Raw genomic sequence first — 17,543 nt, 5'->3', positions numbered from 1 at the left:
AACTAATATACAAAAGGAGGACCCCTGATGAGACAGTATAATAATAGTTTAGCACATACTACATGGAATTGTAAGTATCATATTGTTTTCGCTCCAAAATATAGACGTCAGATAATCTATGGGAAATACAAAGCAAGTATTGGTCAAATCTTACGGTTATTATGTGAAAGAAAAGGCGTTGAAATTCATGAAGCAGAAGCTTGCCCAGATCATATTCACATGTTAGTGAGTATACCACCGAAACTAAGTATTTCTTCATTTATGGGATATTTAAAAGGTAAAAGTAGCTTAATGATCTTCGACCGACACGCAAATTTAAAGTATAAATATGGGAATCGCAAATTTTGGTGTCGAGGCTTTTATGTTGATACGGTTGGGCGAAATCAGAAGCGAATTGAAGAATATATTCGTAATCAATTACAAGAAGACGTGATAGCAGATCAGCTCAGTCTTTTTGAGGAGTATGATCCGTTTACAGGTGAGAAGAATAAAAGAAAGTAATCTTAAAGAGACCCGCTAGACGGGTCAGCTAGCAAAGGTGGTGCTGAAGGGAAACCATTCGGTAGGCCTTTAGGCCTCGGCCGGAAGCAGAGGCTTTCAGCCGAAGAGCAAGCCACCCGTTCTCACGGGTGGTTTTGACTTTTCTTATTATGTTAAAATATTGTAATGTAAAACATTGTGTTTTTCAGTCAACACATGCCTGTTTTCAGAAAAATGCATGGAATGATAGGTGTTGGGTTAAAGAAATATTAAAGGAGTAACTATGTCTCAGCAGGTTATTAAAGCGGACAATTTAGGCAAAAGCTTTGGGTCTTTTAAGGCCATAAGTTCCCTCACTTTCGAGGTCAACAAGGGAGAAATTTTAGGTTTTCTTGGACCGTCTGGATCTGGTAAAACGACCACAATCAATATTCTCACAGGTCAATTGACACCAGACCAAGGGCAATCATCAATTCTAGGTAAGTCCTCTACCAATTTGAACGAGAAAGACCTTGCTAATATTGGTCTAATTACGGAAAATAGTGGCTATTATGAAAAGTTGAGCCTTTATGACAATCTCCTCTTTTTCGCAAAACTCTATGATGTTCCACAAGGGGACCTTGATGATTTGATGAAGCGTGTAGGTCTCTATGACAGACGTAAGACTCTGGCTGAAAAGTTATCAACAGGGATGAAGCAACGTATGTTACTCGTCCGTGCCATTATTAATAAGCCTCAAGTTCTCTTTTTGGATGAACCGACTTCAGGCTTGGATCCGTCAACTTCCAAGTCTATTCATGAACTTATTAAGGAGTTGCAAGCAGAAGGGACGACCATTTTTCTAACGACCCATGACATGCACGAGGCGACTATCCTCTGTGACAAGATTGTCCTTCTTAATAAGGGACAAATTGTGGAAGCGGGGACTCCAAGTGATCTGATTCAAAAGTACAATACAGCTAAACGTGTCAAAATTACCTATCAATCTGGTGAGGAGAACTACCTATCGTTTTCAGAGTTGGGACAGGTCGGCCAGACTGATGATATTCTAACCATCCATTCTTGTGAACCAACCTTGGAAGATGTCTTTATCCAACTAACAGGAGGTAAGCTCAATGCGTAAGCAGTTAAAATCACTCATGTGGCTCAGACGCCGAATTATCTTATCTAACAAAAGTCTTTTGCTTCAAGTCATGCTACCATTTGGCTTTCCCTATCTATACAAAAAGCTCTATGAGGTTCAAGGAACATTAAATGAGGAGACAAAGTTCAATCTTCTAGCGAGTTGTTTGTCTATGGCTCTTTCCCTTGGTGTAGGAAATATAATTAGTACCATTGTGTCTGAGGAAAAGGAGAAAAAGACTCTCCGAACTCTCCTTCTGAGTGGTGTTAAGACGAAAAATTACATAATCTCTACCCTTGTTTTCCCATTCGCCATTAGTCTTGCTTCAGCTCTTTTCATTCCTAAAATTCTAGAGATTGATTTGGGTAAACAGTCAGATACTTATTACCTTATTGTTTTATTAACTGCGGTAGCTGTCATGCTTATTTATCTATTTATTGGTATGGTGTGTAAGACTCAAGTTTCTTCACAAATTGTTAGCCTACCAGTAACGATGATTAGCCTTTTCATTCCAACATTTTCAGGCATGAGTGATACTTTTGATACCGTTATAAAATATAGTCATATGGGACTTTTCACAAATGGACTCAGTGATTTGGACCACTTTAAGTGGCAGGACCAAAAAGCTAGTTTAATAGCTCTAATCATCTGGATCCTTGTCTTTGCATTGCTTGACTTCGTACAGGCTAAGAGAATACGAAAGATTTCTTAATTCGTCTATTGATAAGATAAGTTCCTATTTTGACTACGACGTCCGCCCTCACTTAAGGAAAGTCTCAAAAAATCTATTTTTCAAAAGAATATCTTACAAATAAGAGCGGAAGCTCTTTTTTATTATCCAATCAAGCAAAAAGTCAACTTTCCCCTTGACAAGTCACTGCCTTAGGAGTAATATTTTCAGTGACATACGGTAGGTGAGGCTACCACAAGGATACGGATGACTACCGCAAAGCAGTGGAGACACTACTCGTTGGTCAACAGTCCTGATCGCCAAGGTCAAGACTAAGCTCATTTCATTGCCTTGCGGAGCTAAAGCTTGAACGGTCCATTTTTTGACAGAATCTATTAAAAAATCCACCTCGAGTTTATAGAGTCTTACCTGTATATGGGTAGGACTCTTTTCTTTTGTCCGAGGTCCGCCCACCATTAATAAATTGAAAGGAGAAACCTATGAGACTAATCGACGATCACCCCGAACCGCACCTAACCAGTCAATCGCTGATTAGTGTCTTAGGGACTCCGTAAGTGATTGGCTCCTGATTAAATAAGGAGATTCCAATGTCAACAAATAAAGAAAGACTTATTGCTGCTCTTCAAGAGCCACTTGAAACAACGCTTACTCGCTACAAGACTCATTTGGATGGCTTGAAGGAAGACCAAGTAGAAGAAAACCGTGACCTTTATGGGGAAAATATCATTACCAAAGGACAAGAGGATTCTATCATCAAAAAGATTTATGAATCTATCATCAATCCCTTTACTGTTATTCTCCTAGTCATTGCTCTGGTTTCCTTTATCACCAATGTCTGGCTTGCTAAACCAGGTGAAGAAGACCCAACGACTTCTATCATCATTGTCACTCTAGTTTTGATATCTGGCGGTATCCGTTTCATTCAAGAACTTCGTAGTGACAAGGCTGCTAGCAATTTGTCTCGCATGATTGTCAATACAGCAACAGTACTTCGAGATGGCAGTGAGCAAGAAATCCCAATCGATGAAATTGTGGTTGGAGATGTGGTCAAACTGAGTGCGGGAGATATGATTCCTGCGGATGTGGTCTTGTTAGACTCTCGTGATTTCTTTGTTCAACAGTCTGGCTTGACAGGTGAAAGCGATGCTGTGGAAAAGGCTTGTCTGTCTAAGGCGGATGGTCAAAATCTAGAGAGTTTGCTTGAAAGCGAGAGCCTTGCTTTCATGGGAACTAATGTTATCTCTGGCCGTGCAACAGCCTTGGTTTTAGTTGTTGGTGATGACACCATGATGGGAGCTATCGAGCAGACCATCAATACTTATGACGAACCAACTTCATTTGAACGTGAGATGAATTCCATTTCTTGGCTCTTGATTCGACTTATGTTGGTCATGGTTCCTGTTGTTTTTGTGATTAACGGTTTAACAGATGGGGACTGGCTTGAAGCCGGCGTCTTTGCCCTTAGTGTGGGAGTCGGTTTGACCCCAGAAATGTTGCCGATGATTATCACAGCCAGTCTTGCCAAGGGTTCTATCATTATGGCCAAGGAAAAGGTGGTCATCAAAAAACTTAATGCTATTCAAGATCTAGGGGCGATCGACATCCTTTGTACGGATAAGACAGGAACCCTGACTCAGGATGAAATCGTTCTTGAGTACCCTCTTGATATCCATGGTGACCTTGACCTTTCAGTGCTTCGGAGAGCCTATCTTAACTCTTATTTCCAAACTGGCTTGAAAAATCTTATGGACCGTGCCATTATTAGTCGAACTGAGAGAGAAGCTAAGAAACACGAGATCGTTCGTGACCTTGACCAAACCTTCCACAAGATTGATGAGCTCCCTTTTGATTTTGAACGCCGTCGCATGAGTGTCATTGTTCAAGACACTGATGGATTTGTTAGCATGGTGACAAAAGGTGCCCTTGAAGAAATGCTCTCTGTTTCTAACTATGTGGAATACAAGGGAGACATTATCCCATTGACTGACGATGTTCGTGAGGAAGTCCTTGTGGAAGTTGCACAGTTGAATGAACAAGGTTTGCGTGTTCTCGGTGTTAGCTACAAATCACAACTTAATGAAAATGACGTCTTTAGTGTTGAAGATGAAAGTGATATGATTTTGACGGGATATCTTGCCTTTCTTGACCCACCAAAACCATCAGCAGCACCTGCTATCAAGGCTTTGGCGGAATATGGTGTGACCACAAAAATTTTGACTGGAGACAATGATAAGGTGACACAGGCTGTCTGTGAAAAAGTTGGTCTAGATGTGACGCACATTCTACTTGGAAGTGATCTTGATACCATGTCAAATCAAGATTTGGCTAAGGCTGTGGAAACGACAACAGTCTTTGCTAAGTTATCCCCAGACCAAAAGGCACGAATTATCCTAAGCCTTAAGGAAAATGGGCATAAGGTAGGCTATATGGGTGATGGTATCAACGATGCCCCATCCATGAAGGTGTCAGATGTGGGGATTTCTGTGGATACAGCTGTTGATATCGCCAAAGAAACTGCAGATGTTATCTTGCTTGATAAGGATTTAATGGTCTTGGAAAAAGGTTTGGTTGAAGGACGGAAGGTCTATGCTAATATGACCAAATATATCAAGATGACCGTTTCTTCAAATTTCGGGAATATCTTTTCTCTCCTCTTTGCCAGCATTTTCTTACCATTCCTACCAATGGCACCTGTGCATTTGATTGTCCTTAATCTTGTCTATGATATTTCTTGTATCGCTCTTCCATTTGACAATGTGGACAAGGAATTTCTTAAAGAGCCACATATCTGGGAAGCCAAGTCAATCATGCGTTTCATGGCTTGGTTTGGACCTATTTCGTCTGTATTTGATATTTTGACTTACATCTTGCTCTATTTCATCATTGTGCCAATGATTTTGGGGCATGGCTATGTTCATGGTTCACCAGAAGCAGCAGCCTTTATCATCATTTTCCAAACAGGTTGGTTTATCGAATCTATGTGGTCTCAAACCATGGTTATCCACATGTTACGTTCACCAAAACTACCATTTATTCAAAGTCACCCAGCACTATCTGTTGTTGTGACAACCCTATTTGCTGCTGTCTTTGTAACCTCTCTTCCATACAGTCCATTGGCTAGTCTCTTAAAACTCAGCCATCTAAATGGTCTCTATTTCATTCTCTTGTTTATTATTATCGTTTTGTATATGCTTAGTGTTACCTTTGTGAAGCATATCTATATTAAGAAATATAAAGAATGGTTGTAGAATAACTATCCTTAGAAAAAAGAGCGTTAGCTCTTTTTTCATTACCTTTCATTCTGCCAAAACCTTTTCATTTATGGTATAATAGGGCGATTATAGATAATCAGAGGCCCTAAAAAACGTCAGTTGTGAGGACATGTTTTCTAAGAAATGAGAGACAATGTTTTCAAGGCCCCTTTCTTTCGTAGGCTATCCCAGTGGGAGGTGGAGGCCCTGAGATTTGGGGCTCAAGGCTAAGACCGCCACGAAGGAAACCATCAAAAAAATCTTAAGAAGGAAAAAGAAAATGAGTAATTACGCAATTATCCTTGCTGCGGGTAAAGGAACTCGCATGAAATCAGATCTTCCAAAAGTATTGCACAAGGTTTCAGGCATCACTATGCTTGAGCATGTCTTCCGTGCAGTTTCAGCCATTGATCCAGCTAAGAACGTTACTGTTATTGGTCACAAGGCTGAACTTGTTCGTGAGGTTTTGGATGGTCAATCTGCCTTCACTTTGCAAACTGAGCAGTTGGGGACTGGTCACGCAGTAATGATGGCTGAAGATGAGTTGGCTGGACTTGAAGGTCAAACGCTTGTTATTGCTGGTGACACGCCTTTGATTACTGGTGAAAGCCTTAAAAACCTTATTGATTTCCACGTTAATCACAAAAATGTTGCCACTATCTTGACTGCAACTGCGGACAATCCATTTGGTTATGGTCGTATCATCCGTAACGAAAATGGCGAAGTGACTAAGATTGTTGAGCAAAAAGATGCCAACGAATTCGAACAACAAGTCAAAGAAATCAATACAGGGACTTACGTTTTTGACAATAAACGTCTCTTCGAAGCACTTAAAAACATCAATACTAACAACGCTCAAGGGGAATACTATTTGACTGATGTTATTTCTATTTTCCGTGAGAATGGTGAAAAAGTAGGTGCCTTCACCCTTCGTGACTTCGAAGAAAGTCTTGGGGTTAATGACCGTGTTGCCCTAGCTACAGCAGAAGATGTTATGCGTCGTCGTATCAACAAAGCTCACATGGTCAACGGTGTTACTTTCCAAAATCCAAACGCTACTTATATCGACGTGGATGTGGAAATTGAGCCAGATGTTGTCATTGAAGCTAATGTGACACTTAAAGGACAAACGAAGATTGGTGCAGAGTCAGTGCTTACTAATGGTACTTATATTGTTGACTCAACTATCGGTGCTAAAACGGTTATTACTAACTCTATGATTGAGCACTCAGTGGTTGAAGAAGGTGTTACCGTTGGTCCATTTGCCCATGTTCGTCCAGATTCAACCCTCAAAAAAGATGTTCATATCGGTAACTTTGTTGAGGTTAAGGGTTCTACTATCGGTGAAAATACCAAGGCTGGTCACTTGACCTACATTGGTAATGCGGAAGTTGGTTCTGACGTTAACTTTGGTGCTGGAACCATTACCGTTAACTATGATGGTCAACACAAGTTCAAGACACAAATTGCTAACAACGTCTTTATCGGAAGCAATTCAACCTTGATTGCACCGCTTGAAATTGGGGCTAACGCCCTCACAGCGGCTGGTTCAACCATCACAGATGATGTGCCAGCTGACAGCGTAGCCATTGGACGTGGCCGTCAGGTCAATAAAGAAGGCTATGCCATTAAGAAACCTCACCACCCAAGCCAACAAAAGTAGGCTTAAGGCTATCTGAGCTAGATTCTCTTGTAGAGTAGATGTAGCTTAGAATGAGGTCAGAAGTAAAAGGAGTCAATTCATGGATTTTGAAGAAAAAACACTCAAACGTGAGTCAAAATTTAAGGGACATATTTTTGAAGTTGCAGTAGACGAGGTCCTCTTGCCAGACGGTAAGACAGCTGGTCGTGAACTCATCTTCCACAAGGGAGCAGTAGCTGTTTTAGCGGTTACCCCAGAAGGAAAAATCATTATCGTCAAACAATACCGCAAGGCTATTGAGGCGGTTTCTTACGAGATTCCTGCGGGTAAGCTGGAAGTCGGTGAAGCTGGCGATGAGATGGCTGCAGCGGCGCGTGAACTTGAAGAGGAGACTCAATACAAGGGTGATCTGGAATTGATTTATGAATTTTACACAGCCATTGGCTTTTGTAATGAGAGAATCAAGCTCTATGTAGCGACTAACCTTAAACCTGTGGAAAATCCACGTCCACTTGATGATGATGAGTTCCTTGAACTCTATGAATTGACCTATGAAGAGTGTATGGAACTTGTAGCGTCAGGGGCTATCCAGGATGCCAAAACTATCATCGCCCTCCAATACTATGCCCTTCATTTCGGAGGAAAATAAGCTATGGGAAAACCACTTTTGACCGACGATATCATTGAGCAGGCCAAGCGTGGGGAAATCGATTTAGAGGAATATCCTTATTATGAGGACTATGAACAAGAGTTCTACGATGAGGATTATGAGGCTGATTACCAGCCTTCTGCCTACAAGAGCCGTCGAATTGAGAATGCCAAACGCAATCAATTTCAACACAAGCTTAATCGCATCCTCTTTTGGGTTGTGGTCCTCTTGATTATTCTCTTCATTGCTGTCTTTTATTTCTAAGAACTCTATGAGTCAGATAGCCCTAGCTACTGATTCAGGAAAGATTACAAGCTGAAAAGGAACTATATGAAAATCGGAATTATCGCTGCCATGGAGCAGGAGTTAGTGCTTCTAGTGGAGCAATTGGAAAATAAGGTTGAAGAAACTGTTCTTGGCAATACCTACTACACAGGACGCTTAGGAAAACATGATGTTGTTTTGGTGCAATCAGGTGTTGGTAAGGTTATGTCAACCATGTCTGTGGCTGTCTTGGCAGACCATTTTGGCGTTGATGCCCTCATTAACACTGGTTCTGCTGGAGCGGTAGCACCTGGACTTAAAATTGGAGATGTGGTTGTGGCGTCAAAATTAGCCTATCACGATGTTGATTTGACAGCCTTTGGCTATGATTATGGGCAAATGTCTATGCAGCCACTTTACTTTGAAAGTGACTCTACCTTCGTAGAGACTTTCGAAAAGGTCTTGGCTCAGGCTTCCATTGATTCTAAGATTGGGCTTATCGCTACGGGTGATAGCTTCATTGCGGGTCAAGACAAGATTGATGCTATTAAGGGGCATTTTCCAGAAGTCTTGGCTGTAGAGATGGAGGGAGCAGCTATTGCTCAAGCCGCACACAGTGTCAAAAAGCCTTTCATCGTTGTACGTGCCATGAGTGATACAGCTGCTCATGATGCTAACATTACCTTTGATGAATTCATTATTCAGGCGGGAAAACAATCAGCTGCTATCTTGGTTGAGTTTCTCAAAGAACTTGCCTAAAATACATTAAATGAGTGCTTATGCTCATTTTCTTAATTAATTTAAAGACGACTGCTATTCATTTAAGAATGGCAGTTTTTTTCTGCTTTTAGATAAGAAAAGCTTCTCATTTTTTAAAGAAAAAATCTGAATTTTAGCATTTTTCAGACGGAAATTTAATTAAAATTATGTCAATAAAATGAGAAAGAAAAACAATATTAAAAGAGAGACTCCGATAGAAAGCTTATAATATAAGGGTTTGAAAATTTCACTATCTATTGATATCTTAGAAAGCTTTACAAAACCTCCAAAGGGGTAAATAATTATCTTGCAAAGTTCTGAAAATAGTGTATAATTCAGAATGAAAAGGGTTACAAAAATGTTAAGATTTGTAAAAATGGGAGGATAGAATCATGAATAACCGATTCGGTGATTCGAGGCAGCGTTTCTCCATCCGTAAGTTTACGGTGGGCGTTGCTTCGGTCTTACTTTCGTCTGCAGTTTTTGGTGTAAGTACCGCCAAAGCAGATCAAGCTGAAGAGCCTAAAGGCCAACCAGCGACGAGTGTGCTTGAGGAAGCCAGTGAGTCTGATGGTGGGGGCCAAAGGACAAGCACTAGTGCCTCAAGTCAAGAAGTGACAGCTGAACCTACCGTTCAAGCAGAAAGTACCAGTGCTATCTCAGTGACTGCTGTTTCTAGTGAAGTTGCGCTTCAAGAGCAAACGGTTGCAAGCTCTGAACAAAAGAGTACATCACAAGATAAGACTAGTGAGGGGCTCAGTGAGAAGCCAGTTACAGTCAATGAAACACGAGAAGCTAGCGCTAGCGAACTCGCTGCAGCAAACAATACGAGTTCCGCTTCGTCAGATAATTTCGGACTTAAGGTTACCAACCTAAGTCGCCCGATTCCAGCGGATGTCAAGGTGACAAAGACAGGAACTGAAATCACTGTTCAAAATCCTGATGTGGAAATGGAATTTCCGAACGGAAATAGTAAGTACGCTACTAGCAAGGTTGTCTACCACAATATTCCTTTCCCTGATGATATGACCATCAATGAAGGGGATCAGGTCATTTTTAATTTGCCTGAGCAGTTGCGATTCCGTACTAGCTACGATATCAATGTCTATAATCCAGACAATCAAATTGTAGGTCTGGCTCAAATTGATCCTGAGAAGAATCGTGTCACTACGACCTTTAATAACTATTTCCAAACACATCCTAACAATAAGCTCATGAGTTTGGAGTTGGATACCCTTTATTCTGAAGAAGTAGATGAAGGGGAACATCTTACTCTTGATTTTGAGGGACGTATCATTCATGTTTCAGTGGGTAAAGTGCAGTCACCTCCTCCAGGTCAAGAGGTTATTTCTAAGTGGGGTAGTCAAGACAAGCATGATCCAACTATCCTAAATTGGCAGATGCGTCTTAATTACTCACGACGTCTCCTTAACAACTTGAAACTGGTTGATACTTGGTCTGACAATCAAAGATTTGTGGACGGTTCTTTGCAACTTCGCTACATTGATTCGGCAGATCCTTGGATTGACAAGGGTTCAGCTATGGATTTGATTAAGAGTTTCTCTTATGATGATAGCCATTTTGAGCTTAAACTCAATCAGTTGGACCGCATGGTTTATGTTTGGTATCAAACCCGTTTGACACAACCTGTTGAAGAATCCACTAACCCTGTCAACCGTATTAAACTTCATGCTGATGTTGTTTCCGATTCTTACAAGTCAACCATTCGCTTGGTAGGTGGCCGAGGAGATGCCATCGGAGATAACCTCGCTCATTTCAATCTTGAGCTTGAGAAGGACTTGACGGGTAGAGACCTTAAGGATAAAGAATTTACATTTAAATTAGTTGATGTGACTGATAGTGCCAATCCTGTTGACTTAGGGGAAACCACTAATGATGGCAAGGGTAAAATCGTCTTTTCAGATCTCTCACTCAGTAAGCCAGGTATCTATCATTATCGTGTGACAGAGGTTCCAGGTAATGACGAAGATGTGGTCTATGACAAACTAGAGGCCAATATCACCATTCAGGTTGTTCGTGAAACTGTGGACAATCAAGTCAAATTAGTTGCCAAGGTTGCCTATCCAGAAGACATTATCTTTAACAATAAATTGGTAACACCAGCCAAGGCCAAAATTGCATTTGGTAAGGAATTGACCAAGGCAGGCGTTAAACAAGATCTAAAAGCAGATCAATTCCAATTTGTTCTCAAAGACCGTTTTGGAAAAGTCCTTGAAACTGTTGGCAATACAGCTGATGGTCAGGTTGCCTTTAGTGAGTTAACCTTTAACAAGGTAGGTACTTACAACTACACTGTTGAAGAGCTTACAGGTAAGGATGATTCAATTGTTTATGACAGCATGAAAGCTGCTGTTTCTATCACGGTAACACGTGATGGCGACGCCCTTGTTTCAACCGTGGTTAATCCTAAAGACACTATCTTTAACAATAAGTTTGTGACTCCAGCTAAAGCCGCTATTCAGTTCAGTAAGGAATTGACTAAGGCAGGTGTCAACCAAACTTTGACTGCTAATGAGTTCCAATTTGTTCTCAAAGATAGTGCCGGTCATATTGTCGAAACAGTTGGTAATACAGCTGATGGTCGTGTTGCCTTTAGTGAACTTCACTTTGATAAGGCAGGAACTTACACTTATACTGTTGAAGAAGTTAAGGGAACTAACGAAGATATCATCTATGATGGTATGAAAGCGACTGTCTGGATTACAGTGACACGAGATGGTGATGCTTTGGTATCAACAGTCGCTAATCCAAAAGATACTGTTTTCAATAACTATGTGAAAGACGTGCAACCAGCTAAGGCCAAATTCGAATTGACCAAGGTTCTTACAGGTCGCAACCTCAAAGATGGTGAGTTCAGTTTCGTCCTCAAGGACGACAAGGGTAATGTTATCCAAACAGTGACCAATAATGCACAAGGAAACATTAGTTTTGAAAATATTGTCTACGACAAACCAGGTGTTTACTACTACACTGTTGAAGAAGTCAAGGGCAATGAAGCTGACGTGGTTTATGATAACATGGTGGCTAAGTTCCAGGTGACCGTTACTAAGACTGTAGGTGAAAAGGAAAATCTGCTCGTAGCAGCCGTTCTCCTTCCTTTGGATACAGAATTTAACAATAGTTACATTCCTCCAACACCTCCTACACCGCCAACACCACCAACACCACCAACTCCGCCTACTCCACCGGTGACTCCAAAACCAGCTAAGCCAGTTCAATCCTCTGAGAAATCAGGACCTCAACTTCCAGAGACTGGTCAAGCTAACGATACTGCTTTGCTTGCCCTTGGGGCGGTAGCAGAAGTGGCAGCAGTCATGGGTGTAGCATATAGCCATCGTCGCCGTAAAGACGTTTAAGATGATGACCTAAAAGATCGAGTATTCTCGATCTTTTTTAGTGTTGGAATGCCTATCTCATTAAATGAGAAATCAAGATAAAGCCAACTGCAAGATGAAATTTCTACTAAATTAAGCTATAATGAAGAGTATGAAAGTTCTACTTTATCTTGAAGGAAAATCGGTTCTTGAAAAATCAGGAATCGGACGGGCTCTCCACCATCAGATGCATGCCTTGGACTTGGCGGGGATTCCCTATACAACGGACATCTTGGGTGATTACGATGTCGTTCATATTAATACTTATGGGCCACGCAGCTTGATGTTGTTGCATGCTGCAAAACGCCGTGGCAAGAAGGTCATCATGCATGGTCATTCGACACGTGAGGACTTTGAGAATTCATTCATCGGTTCTAACCTTTTGGCCCCACTTTTTGGAAAATATTTGGCCCACATGTACCAAAAGGCTGATTACGTGATTACGCCATCTGAGTATTCCAAAAAATTGATTCAGTCTTACGGAGTTACGACACCAATCATTGCTGTTTCAAATGGGATTGATTTGAAAAAATACGGTAAGGATCCACGTAAGGAAGAAGTTTTCCGAGACTACTTTGGTATTGAGGAAGGACAGCCAGTGGTTATTTGTGCGGGTCTTTATTTCCAACGCAAGGGAATTGAAGATTTCGTCAAGGTTGCCGAAAAGATGCCTCATGTTCGTTTTATTTGGTTAGGTAGTATCAGCAAATGGTTGATTCCTAAGAAGATTCGAGACATTGTCAATGGTAAGCATCCTGATAATGTCAGCTTCCCAGGTTATTTCAAGGGAGCCGTCTTCCAGGGAGCCATGAGTGGTGCTAATGCTTTCTTTTTCCCATCTTACGAGGAAACTGAAGGGATTGTGGTGCTAGAAGCCTTTGCCAGTCACCAGCATGTAGTTTTGCGTGATATTCCTGTTTATGAAGGCTGGGTTGATGACAAATCGGCCTCATTTGGGCACAACGTGGACGAATTTGTAGTAGCCTTGCAAGATATTATCGATGGTAAAGTGGACAAACGTGAAGAAGGCTATAAGGTTGCAGAAAGTCGCTCGATTGATGATGTCGCCCAAAAGCTTGTTGAAGCCTACAAAGAAGTATTGGAGATTTAAATGCGTATCGGATTGTTTACAGATACCTATTTTCCACAGGTATCAGGTGTTGCGACTAGTATTCGCACGCTGAAGACGCAGTTGGAAAAAATGGGACATACAGTCTTTATCTTTACCACGACTGATAGAGATGTTGGCCGCTATGAAGACTGGCAGATTGTCCGTATTCCGAGTGTGCCTTTCTTTGCTTTTAAGGATCGCCGTGTAGCTTATCGTGGCTTTTCCAAGGCACTAGAGATTGCTAAACAATATAAGCTTGATATTATTCATACGCAGACAGAGTTTTCATTAGGTCTGCTAGGGATTGCCATTGCACGCGAACTTAGGATTCCTGTTGTGCATACCTACCATACTCAGTATGAAGACTATGTCCGCTATATTGCCAAAGGTATGGTTATCCGTCCAAGTATGGTTAAGTACATTGTTCGTGGCTTTATGAGCGATTTGGATGGAGTCATCTGTCCGAGTGAGATTGTTTATGACCTTTTGCTCAAGTACAAGGTTGCAGCTGAAAAACGTGTCATTCCAACTGGAATTGAACTTGAAAAATTCCAACGTCCAGAGATTACTGAAGATGATGTGGCAGACTTGAGATCCAAGCTTGGTATCGCCTCTGATGAGACCATGTTGTTGAGCCTCTCTCGTGTGTCCTATGAGAAAAACATCCAGGCTGTGCTGGCTGCTCTCCCTTCTGTTTTGGAGGAAGACGACAAGGTGCGTTTGGTTGTGGCTGGTGACGGTCCTTACCTACCAGATCTTAAGTCTCAAGCCAAAAAACTAGGTATTCAGGACAAGGTGGTTTTCACTGGTATGATTGCGCCTAGTGAGACAGCTCTTTATTATAAGTCTGCTGATTTCTTCATTTCGGCTTCAACCAGTGAGACTCAAGGCTTGACCTATCTGGAAGCCTTGGCTAGTGGTACCCCAATCATTGCTCACGGAAATCCTTATTTGGATAATGTGATTACAGACCAGATGTTTGGAACGCTTTATTATCATGATAATGATTTAGCTGGGGCCATTTTGGAAGCAGCCATTGCAACACCAGAAAAAGACGAAACTAAGTGGGCTGACAAGCTTTATGAAATTTCTGCGGAAAACTTTGGAAAACGTGTCTATGAGTATTACTTGGACCTTACGATTTCTAAGGATTTCCACAATGATTTGAATGGTGAAGATAGTACCATGAAACGCTTGACGCGTATGGTAACTTATTTGCCGACTAAGGCTATTACCTTGCCTGTTAATGGCTCTGTTCGTATCCTTAAAGGATCAGCCAAACAGGTCAAGAAAATCAGAAATATCACGAAACTTTTGGATTAGGAAAGCTACCAGGTTTTCCTAGTCAGATAAAATCTTAGAATTGATTAATAAAAGAGATAATTAGCTTGAAAAATTACAGTTTCATGCTATAATAACGCATAGAGACATATCAGTCATGGGAAATCTTTCAGAGAGCGTGTGGTGCTGGAAATCACGCAGAGGACATGATTGGGACTACTCGATTAACTTTTTATGCAAACATAAAACGGTGGCCACGTTAGAGCCAATCAGAGGTGTAGGACAGACTCGTTTTTTGTCGTACATGAACTAAGGTGGAACCACGTTGCGACGTCCTTTTTAGGATGTCGCTTTTTATATTGTTTGGTATGCTTTACAATTTTTAGAATGTCTAGTTTAGATAGAAAAGCTTTACTTTGTGACTATATATTTTCTCTTTGATTACTAAAAGGATTGTTTAGAACGAGGTGACACTATCTTTTTAGGTGAGGGAGAATTTTATGGGGTTCAAATATGAAGCTATCAAGGCCTACTTGATTGACCACGGTGTAGATGCTAGTCTTGCTGAGACTATGCATGCTATCTATGCTACCCAAAGACTTGGTGGAACAGCCAATGCTTATTTTCTTATTGTTTTTACAGAAAAAGAGGTTTTCATTATCTCGATTACTCCTTTAGGAAAATTAGGAAAGATTATCGCTACACTTCCTGAAGAGATGATTAGGTCCTATCAGTTTAAGAAACGTTTGTTCATTGGTTACAAACTTCGTTTCGTTCTAACTGATGATAGGGAGCTAGACTTTAATATCAACAAGATGATGATTGGTGCAGGTTGGCATAAGACAGAATTGCAAAGCATCCTAGAAACAAATTATTACAACAAAAATAATTAATATAGAAAGGACGAAAGGGCTCGACCTTTAGAGCTCTACATCTTAATTATGATTAACATTACTTTCCCAGATGGCGCTGTTCGTGAATTCGAATCTGGCGTTACAACTTTTGACATTGCACAATCTATCAGCAATTCTTTGGCTAAAAAAGCTCTTGCTGGTAAATTCAACGGTAAATTGATTGACACTACACGTGCCATCACTGAAGACGGGAGCATCGAAATCGTGACACCTGATCATGAAGATGCTCTTCCAATCTTGCGTCACTCAGCGGCTCACTTGTTTGCCCAAGCTGCTCGTCGTCTCTTCCCTGATATCCACTTGGGTGTCGGTCCAGCGATTGAAGATGGTTTCTACTACGACACTGATAATGAAGCTGGTCAAATTTCTAACGAAGACCTTCCTCGTATCGAAGAAGAAATGAAGAAAATCGTTAAAGAAAACTTCCCATCAATCCGTGAAGAAGTGACTAAAGACGAAGCGCGTGAAATCTTCAAAAACGATCCATATAAATTGGAATTGATTGAAGAACATTCAGAAGATGAAGGTGGTTTGACTATCTACCGTCAAGGTGAATACGTTGACCTTTGCCGTGGTCCACACGTGCCATCAACTGGTCGTATCCAAGTTTTCCACCTTTTGAATGTTGCAGGTGCTTACTGGCGTGGAAATAGCGATAATGCTATGATGCAACGTATCTACGGTACAGCTTGGTTCGATAAAAAAGATCTCAAGGCTTATCTTAAACGTCTTGAAGAAGCTAAAGAACGTGACCACCGTAAACTTGGTAAAGAACTTGATTTGTTCATGATTTCTCAAGAGGTTGGTCAAGGTCTTCCATTCTGGTTGCCAAACGGTGCGACAATCCGTCGTGTCTTGGAACGCTACATCGTGGACAAGGAAGTAGCAGCAGGCTACCAACATGTTTACACTCCACCAATTGCTTCTGTAGAACTTTATAAAACTTCAGGTCACTGGGATCACTACCGTGAAGATATGTTCCCAACAATGGATATGGGAGATGGTGAAGCCTTTGTTCTTCGTCCAATGAACTGTCCTCACCACATCGAAGTTTACAAACACCATGTGCACTCTTATCGTGAATTGCCAATCCGTATCGCTGAAATTGGTATGATGCACCGTTATGAAAAATCTGGTGCCCTTACAGGACTTCAACGTGTACGTGAAATGTCACTTAATGATGGTCATACTTTTGTAACACCTGAACAAATCAAAGATGAGTTCCAACGTACGCTTCAATTGATTATCGACGTTTACGAAGATTTCAACTTGACTGACTATCGTTTCCGTTTGTCATACCGTGACCCTAAAGATACTCACAAATATTTTGACAATGATGAAATGTGGGAAAATGCTCAAAGCATGTTGAAATCAGCCATGGATGACATGGGACTTGACTACTTCGAGGCAGAAGGTGAAGCTGCCTTCTACGGTCCAAAACTTGATATCCAAGTGAAGACTGCTCTTGGTAATGAAGAAACACTTTCAACTATCCAATTGGACTTCTTGCTTCCAGAACGTTTTGACCTTAAATATATCGGAGCCGATGGAGAAGAACACCGTCCAGTTATGATTCACCGTGGGGTTATTTCAACAATGGAACGCTTTACAGCTATCCTTATTGAAAACTATAAAGGAGCCTTCCCAACTTGGTTGGCACCTCAACAAGTGACTGTTATCCCAGTTTCAAATGAAGCCCACACAGATTACGCTTGGGAAGTTGCTAAACAACTTCGTGACCGTGGTATCCGTGTTGAAGTGGATGAACGTAACGAGAAAATGCAATACAAGATTCGTGCGTCTCAAACACAAAAAATCCCTTACCAATTGATTGTTGGTGACAAGGAAATGGAAGACGGAACTGTTAACGTTCGTCGCTATGGACAAAAACAAACACACACTGAAACTGTATCAGAATTTGTAGAAAATATCCTTGCTGATATCGCCCGCAAATCACGCCCAGATGCCGAATAAATCAGAAAG

Annotated in this window: 13 protein-coding genes and 1 riboswitch; all 13 genes read left to right on the top strand. The window is 41.2% G+C overall.

What is annotated here, in order from left to right:
- Window positions 1-27 precede the first annotated feature (27 nt).
- The 13 genes from tnpA (at window position 28) to thrS (ending at window position 17,534) form a co-directional block, all read left to right on the top strand.
- Window positions 28-501: an IS200/IS605 family transposase gene (gene tnpA / locus H7T98_RS01960; RefSeq protein ID WP_048790626.1), complete on the top strand. Its 474-nt coding sequence runs from the start codon at window positions 28-30 to the stop codon at window positions 499-501.
- A 262-nt stretch (window positions 502-763) separates the two neighbouring features.
- Window positions 764-1,603 carry an ABC transporter ATP-binding protein gene (locus H7T98_RS01955; protein ID WP_048790627.1) on the top strand — a complete coding sequence of 280 codons (840 nt, stop codon included), beginning with the start codon at window positions 764-766 and terminating at the stop codon, window positions 1,601-1,603.
- Window positions 1,596-2,315, top strand: a complete 720-nt coding sequence (locus tag H7T98_RS01950; RefSeq protein WP_201061115.1) for an ABC transporter permease — start codon at window positions 1,596-1,598, stop codon at window positions 2,313-2,315. Before H7T98_RS01955 ends, H7T98_RS01950 begins: the two co-directional genes overlap by 8 nt.
- Window positions 2,316-2,502: 187 nt before the next feature.
- Window positions 2,503-2,656: riboswitch (M-box (ykoK) riboswitch) on the top strand.
- A gap of 225 nt (window positions 2,657-2,881) precedes the next feature.
- Complete coding sequence (mgtA, locus tag H7T98_RS01945; protein ID WP_201061114.1) at window positions 2,882-5,542, top strand: magnesium-translocating P-type ATPase; 2,661 nt, start codon at window positions 2,882-2,884, stop codon at window positions 5,540-5,542.
- Between the two features lie 283 nt (window positions 5,543-5,825).
- Window positions 5,826-7,208: a bifunctional UDP-N-acetylglucosamine diphosphorylase/glucosamine-1-phosphate N-acetyltransferase GlmU gene (gene glmU / locus H7T98_RS01940; RefSeq protein WP_014633437.1), complete on the top strand. Its 1,383-nt coding sequence runs from the start codon at window positions 5,826-5,828 to the stop codon at window positions 7,206-7,208.
- 79 nt (window positions 7,209-7,287) lie between these two features.
- Entirely contained in the window at window positions 7,288-7,836 is a 549-nt protein-coding gene (locus H7T98_RS01935; RefSeq protein WP_002886219.1) for an NUDIX domain-containing protein, read from the top strand.
- 3 nt (window positions 7,837-7,839) lie between these two features.
- Entirely contained in the window at window positions 7,840-8,100 is a 261-nt protein-coding gene (macP, locus tag H7T98_RS01930; RefSeq protein WP_002886128.1) for a cell wall synthase accessory phosphoprotein MacP, read from the top strand.
- Window positions 8,101-8,166: 66 nt separating this feature from the next.
- Window positions 8,167-8,859, top strand: a complete 693-nt coding sequence (locus tag H7T98_RS01925; protein ID WP_201061112.1) for a 5'-methylthioadenosine/adenosylhomocysteine nucleosidase — start codon at window positions 8,167-8,169, stop codon at window positions 8,857-8,859.
- A 392-nt stretch (window positions 8,860-9,251) separates the two neighbouring features.
- The gene (locus H7T98_RS01920) at window positions 9,252-12,236 is read left to right on the top strand and encodes a Spy0128 family protein (RefSeq protein ID WP_201061110.1); all 2,985 of its coding nucleotides are present in this window, start codon (window positions 9,252-9,254) and stop codon (window positions 12,234-12,236) included.
- Between the two features lie 130 nt (window positions 12,237-12,366).
- Complete coding sequence (locus H7T98_RS01915; RefSeq protein WP_004182965.1) at window positions 12,367-13,365, top strand: glycosyltransferase family 4 protein; 999 nt, start codon at window positions 12,367-12,369, stop codon at window positions 13,363-13,365.
- The gene (locus H7T98_RS01910) at window positions 13,366-14,688 is read left to right on the top strand and encodes a glycosyltransferase family 4 protein (RefSeq protein WP_021144520.1); all 1,323 of its coding nucleotides are present in this window, start codon (window positions 13,366-13,368) and stop codon (window positions 14,686-14,688) included. It begins immediately after the preceding gene.
- 458 nt (window positions 14,689-15,146) lie between these two features.
- Window positions 15,147-15,539, top strand: coding sequence for a hypothetical protein (locus H7T98_RS01905; protein WP_021144519.1), 393 nt, complete (start codon window positions 15,147-15,149; stop codon window positions 15,537-15,539).
- 48 nt (window positions 15,540-15,587) lie between these two features.
- Window positions 15,588-17,534 carry a threonine--tRNA ligase gene (thrS, locus tag H7T98_RS01900; RefSeq protein ID WP_021144518.1) on the top strand — a complete coding sequence of 649 codons (1,947 nt, stop codon included), beginning with the start codon at window positions 15,588-15,590 and terminating at the stop codon, window positions 17,532-17,534.
- Window positions 17,535-17,543 lie beyond the last annotated feature (9 nt).

The organism is Streptococcus sp. 23.2 (assembly GCF_016648665.1).
Lineage (GTDB): Bacteria > Bacillota > Bacilli > Lactobacillales > Streptococcaceae > Streptococcus > Streptococcus salivarius_E.
Note: the sequence above shows the minus strand (reverse complement) of the source record. Positions and strands in the feature narration are given on the sequence as shown.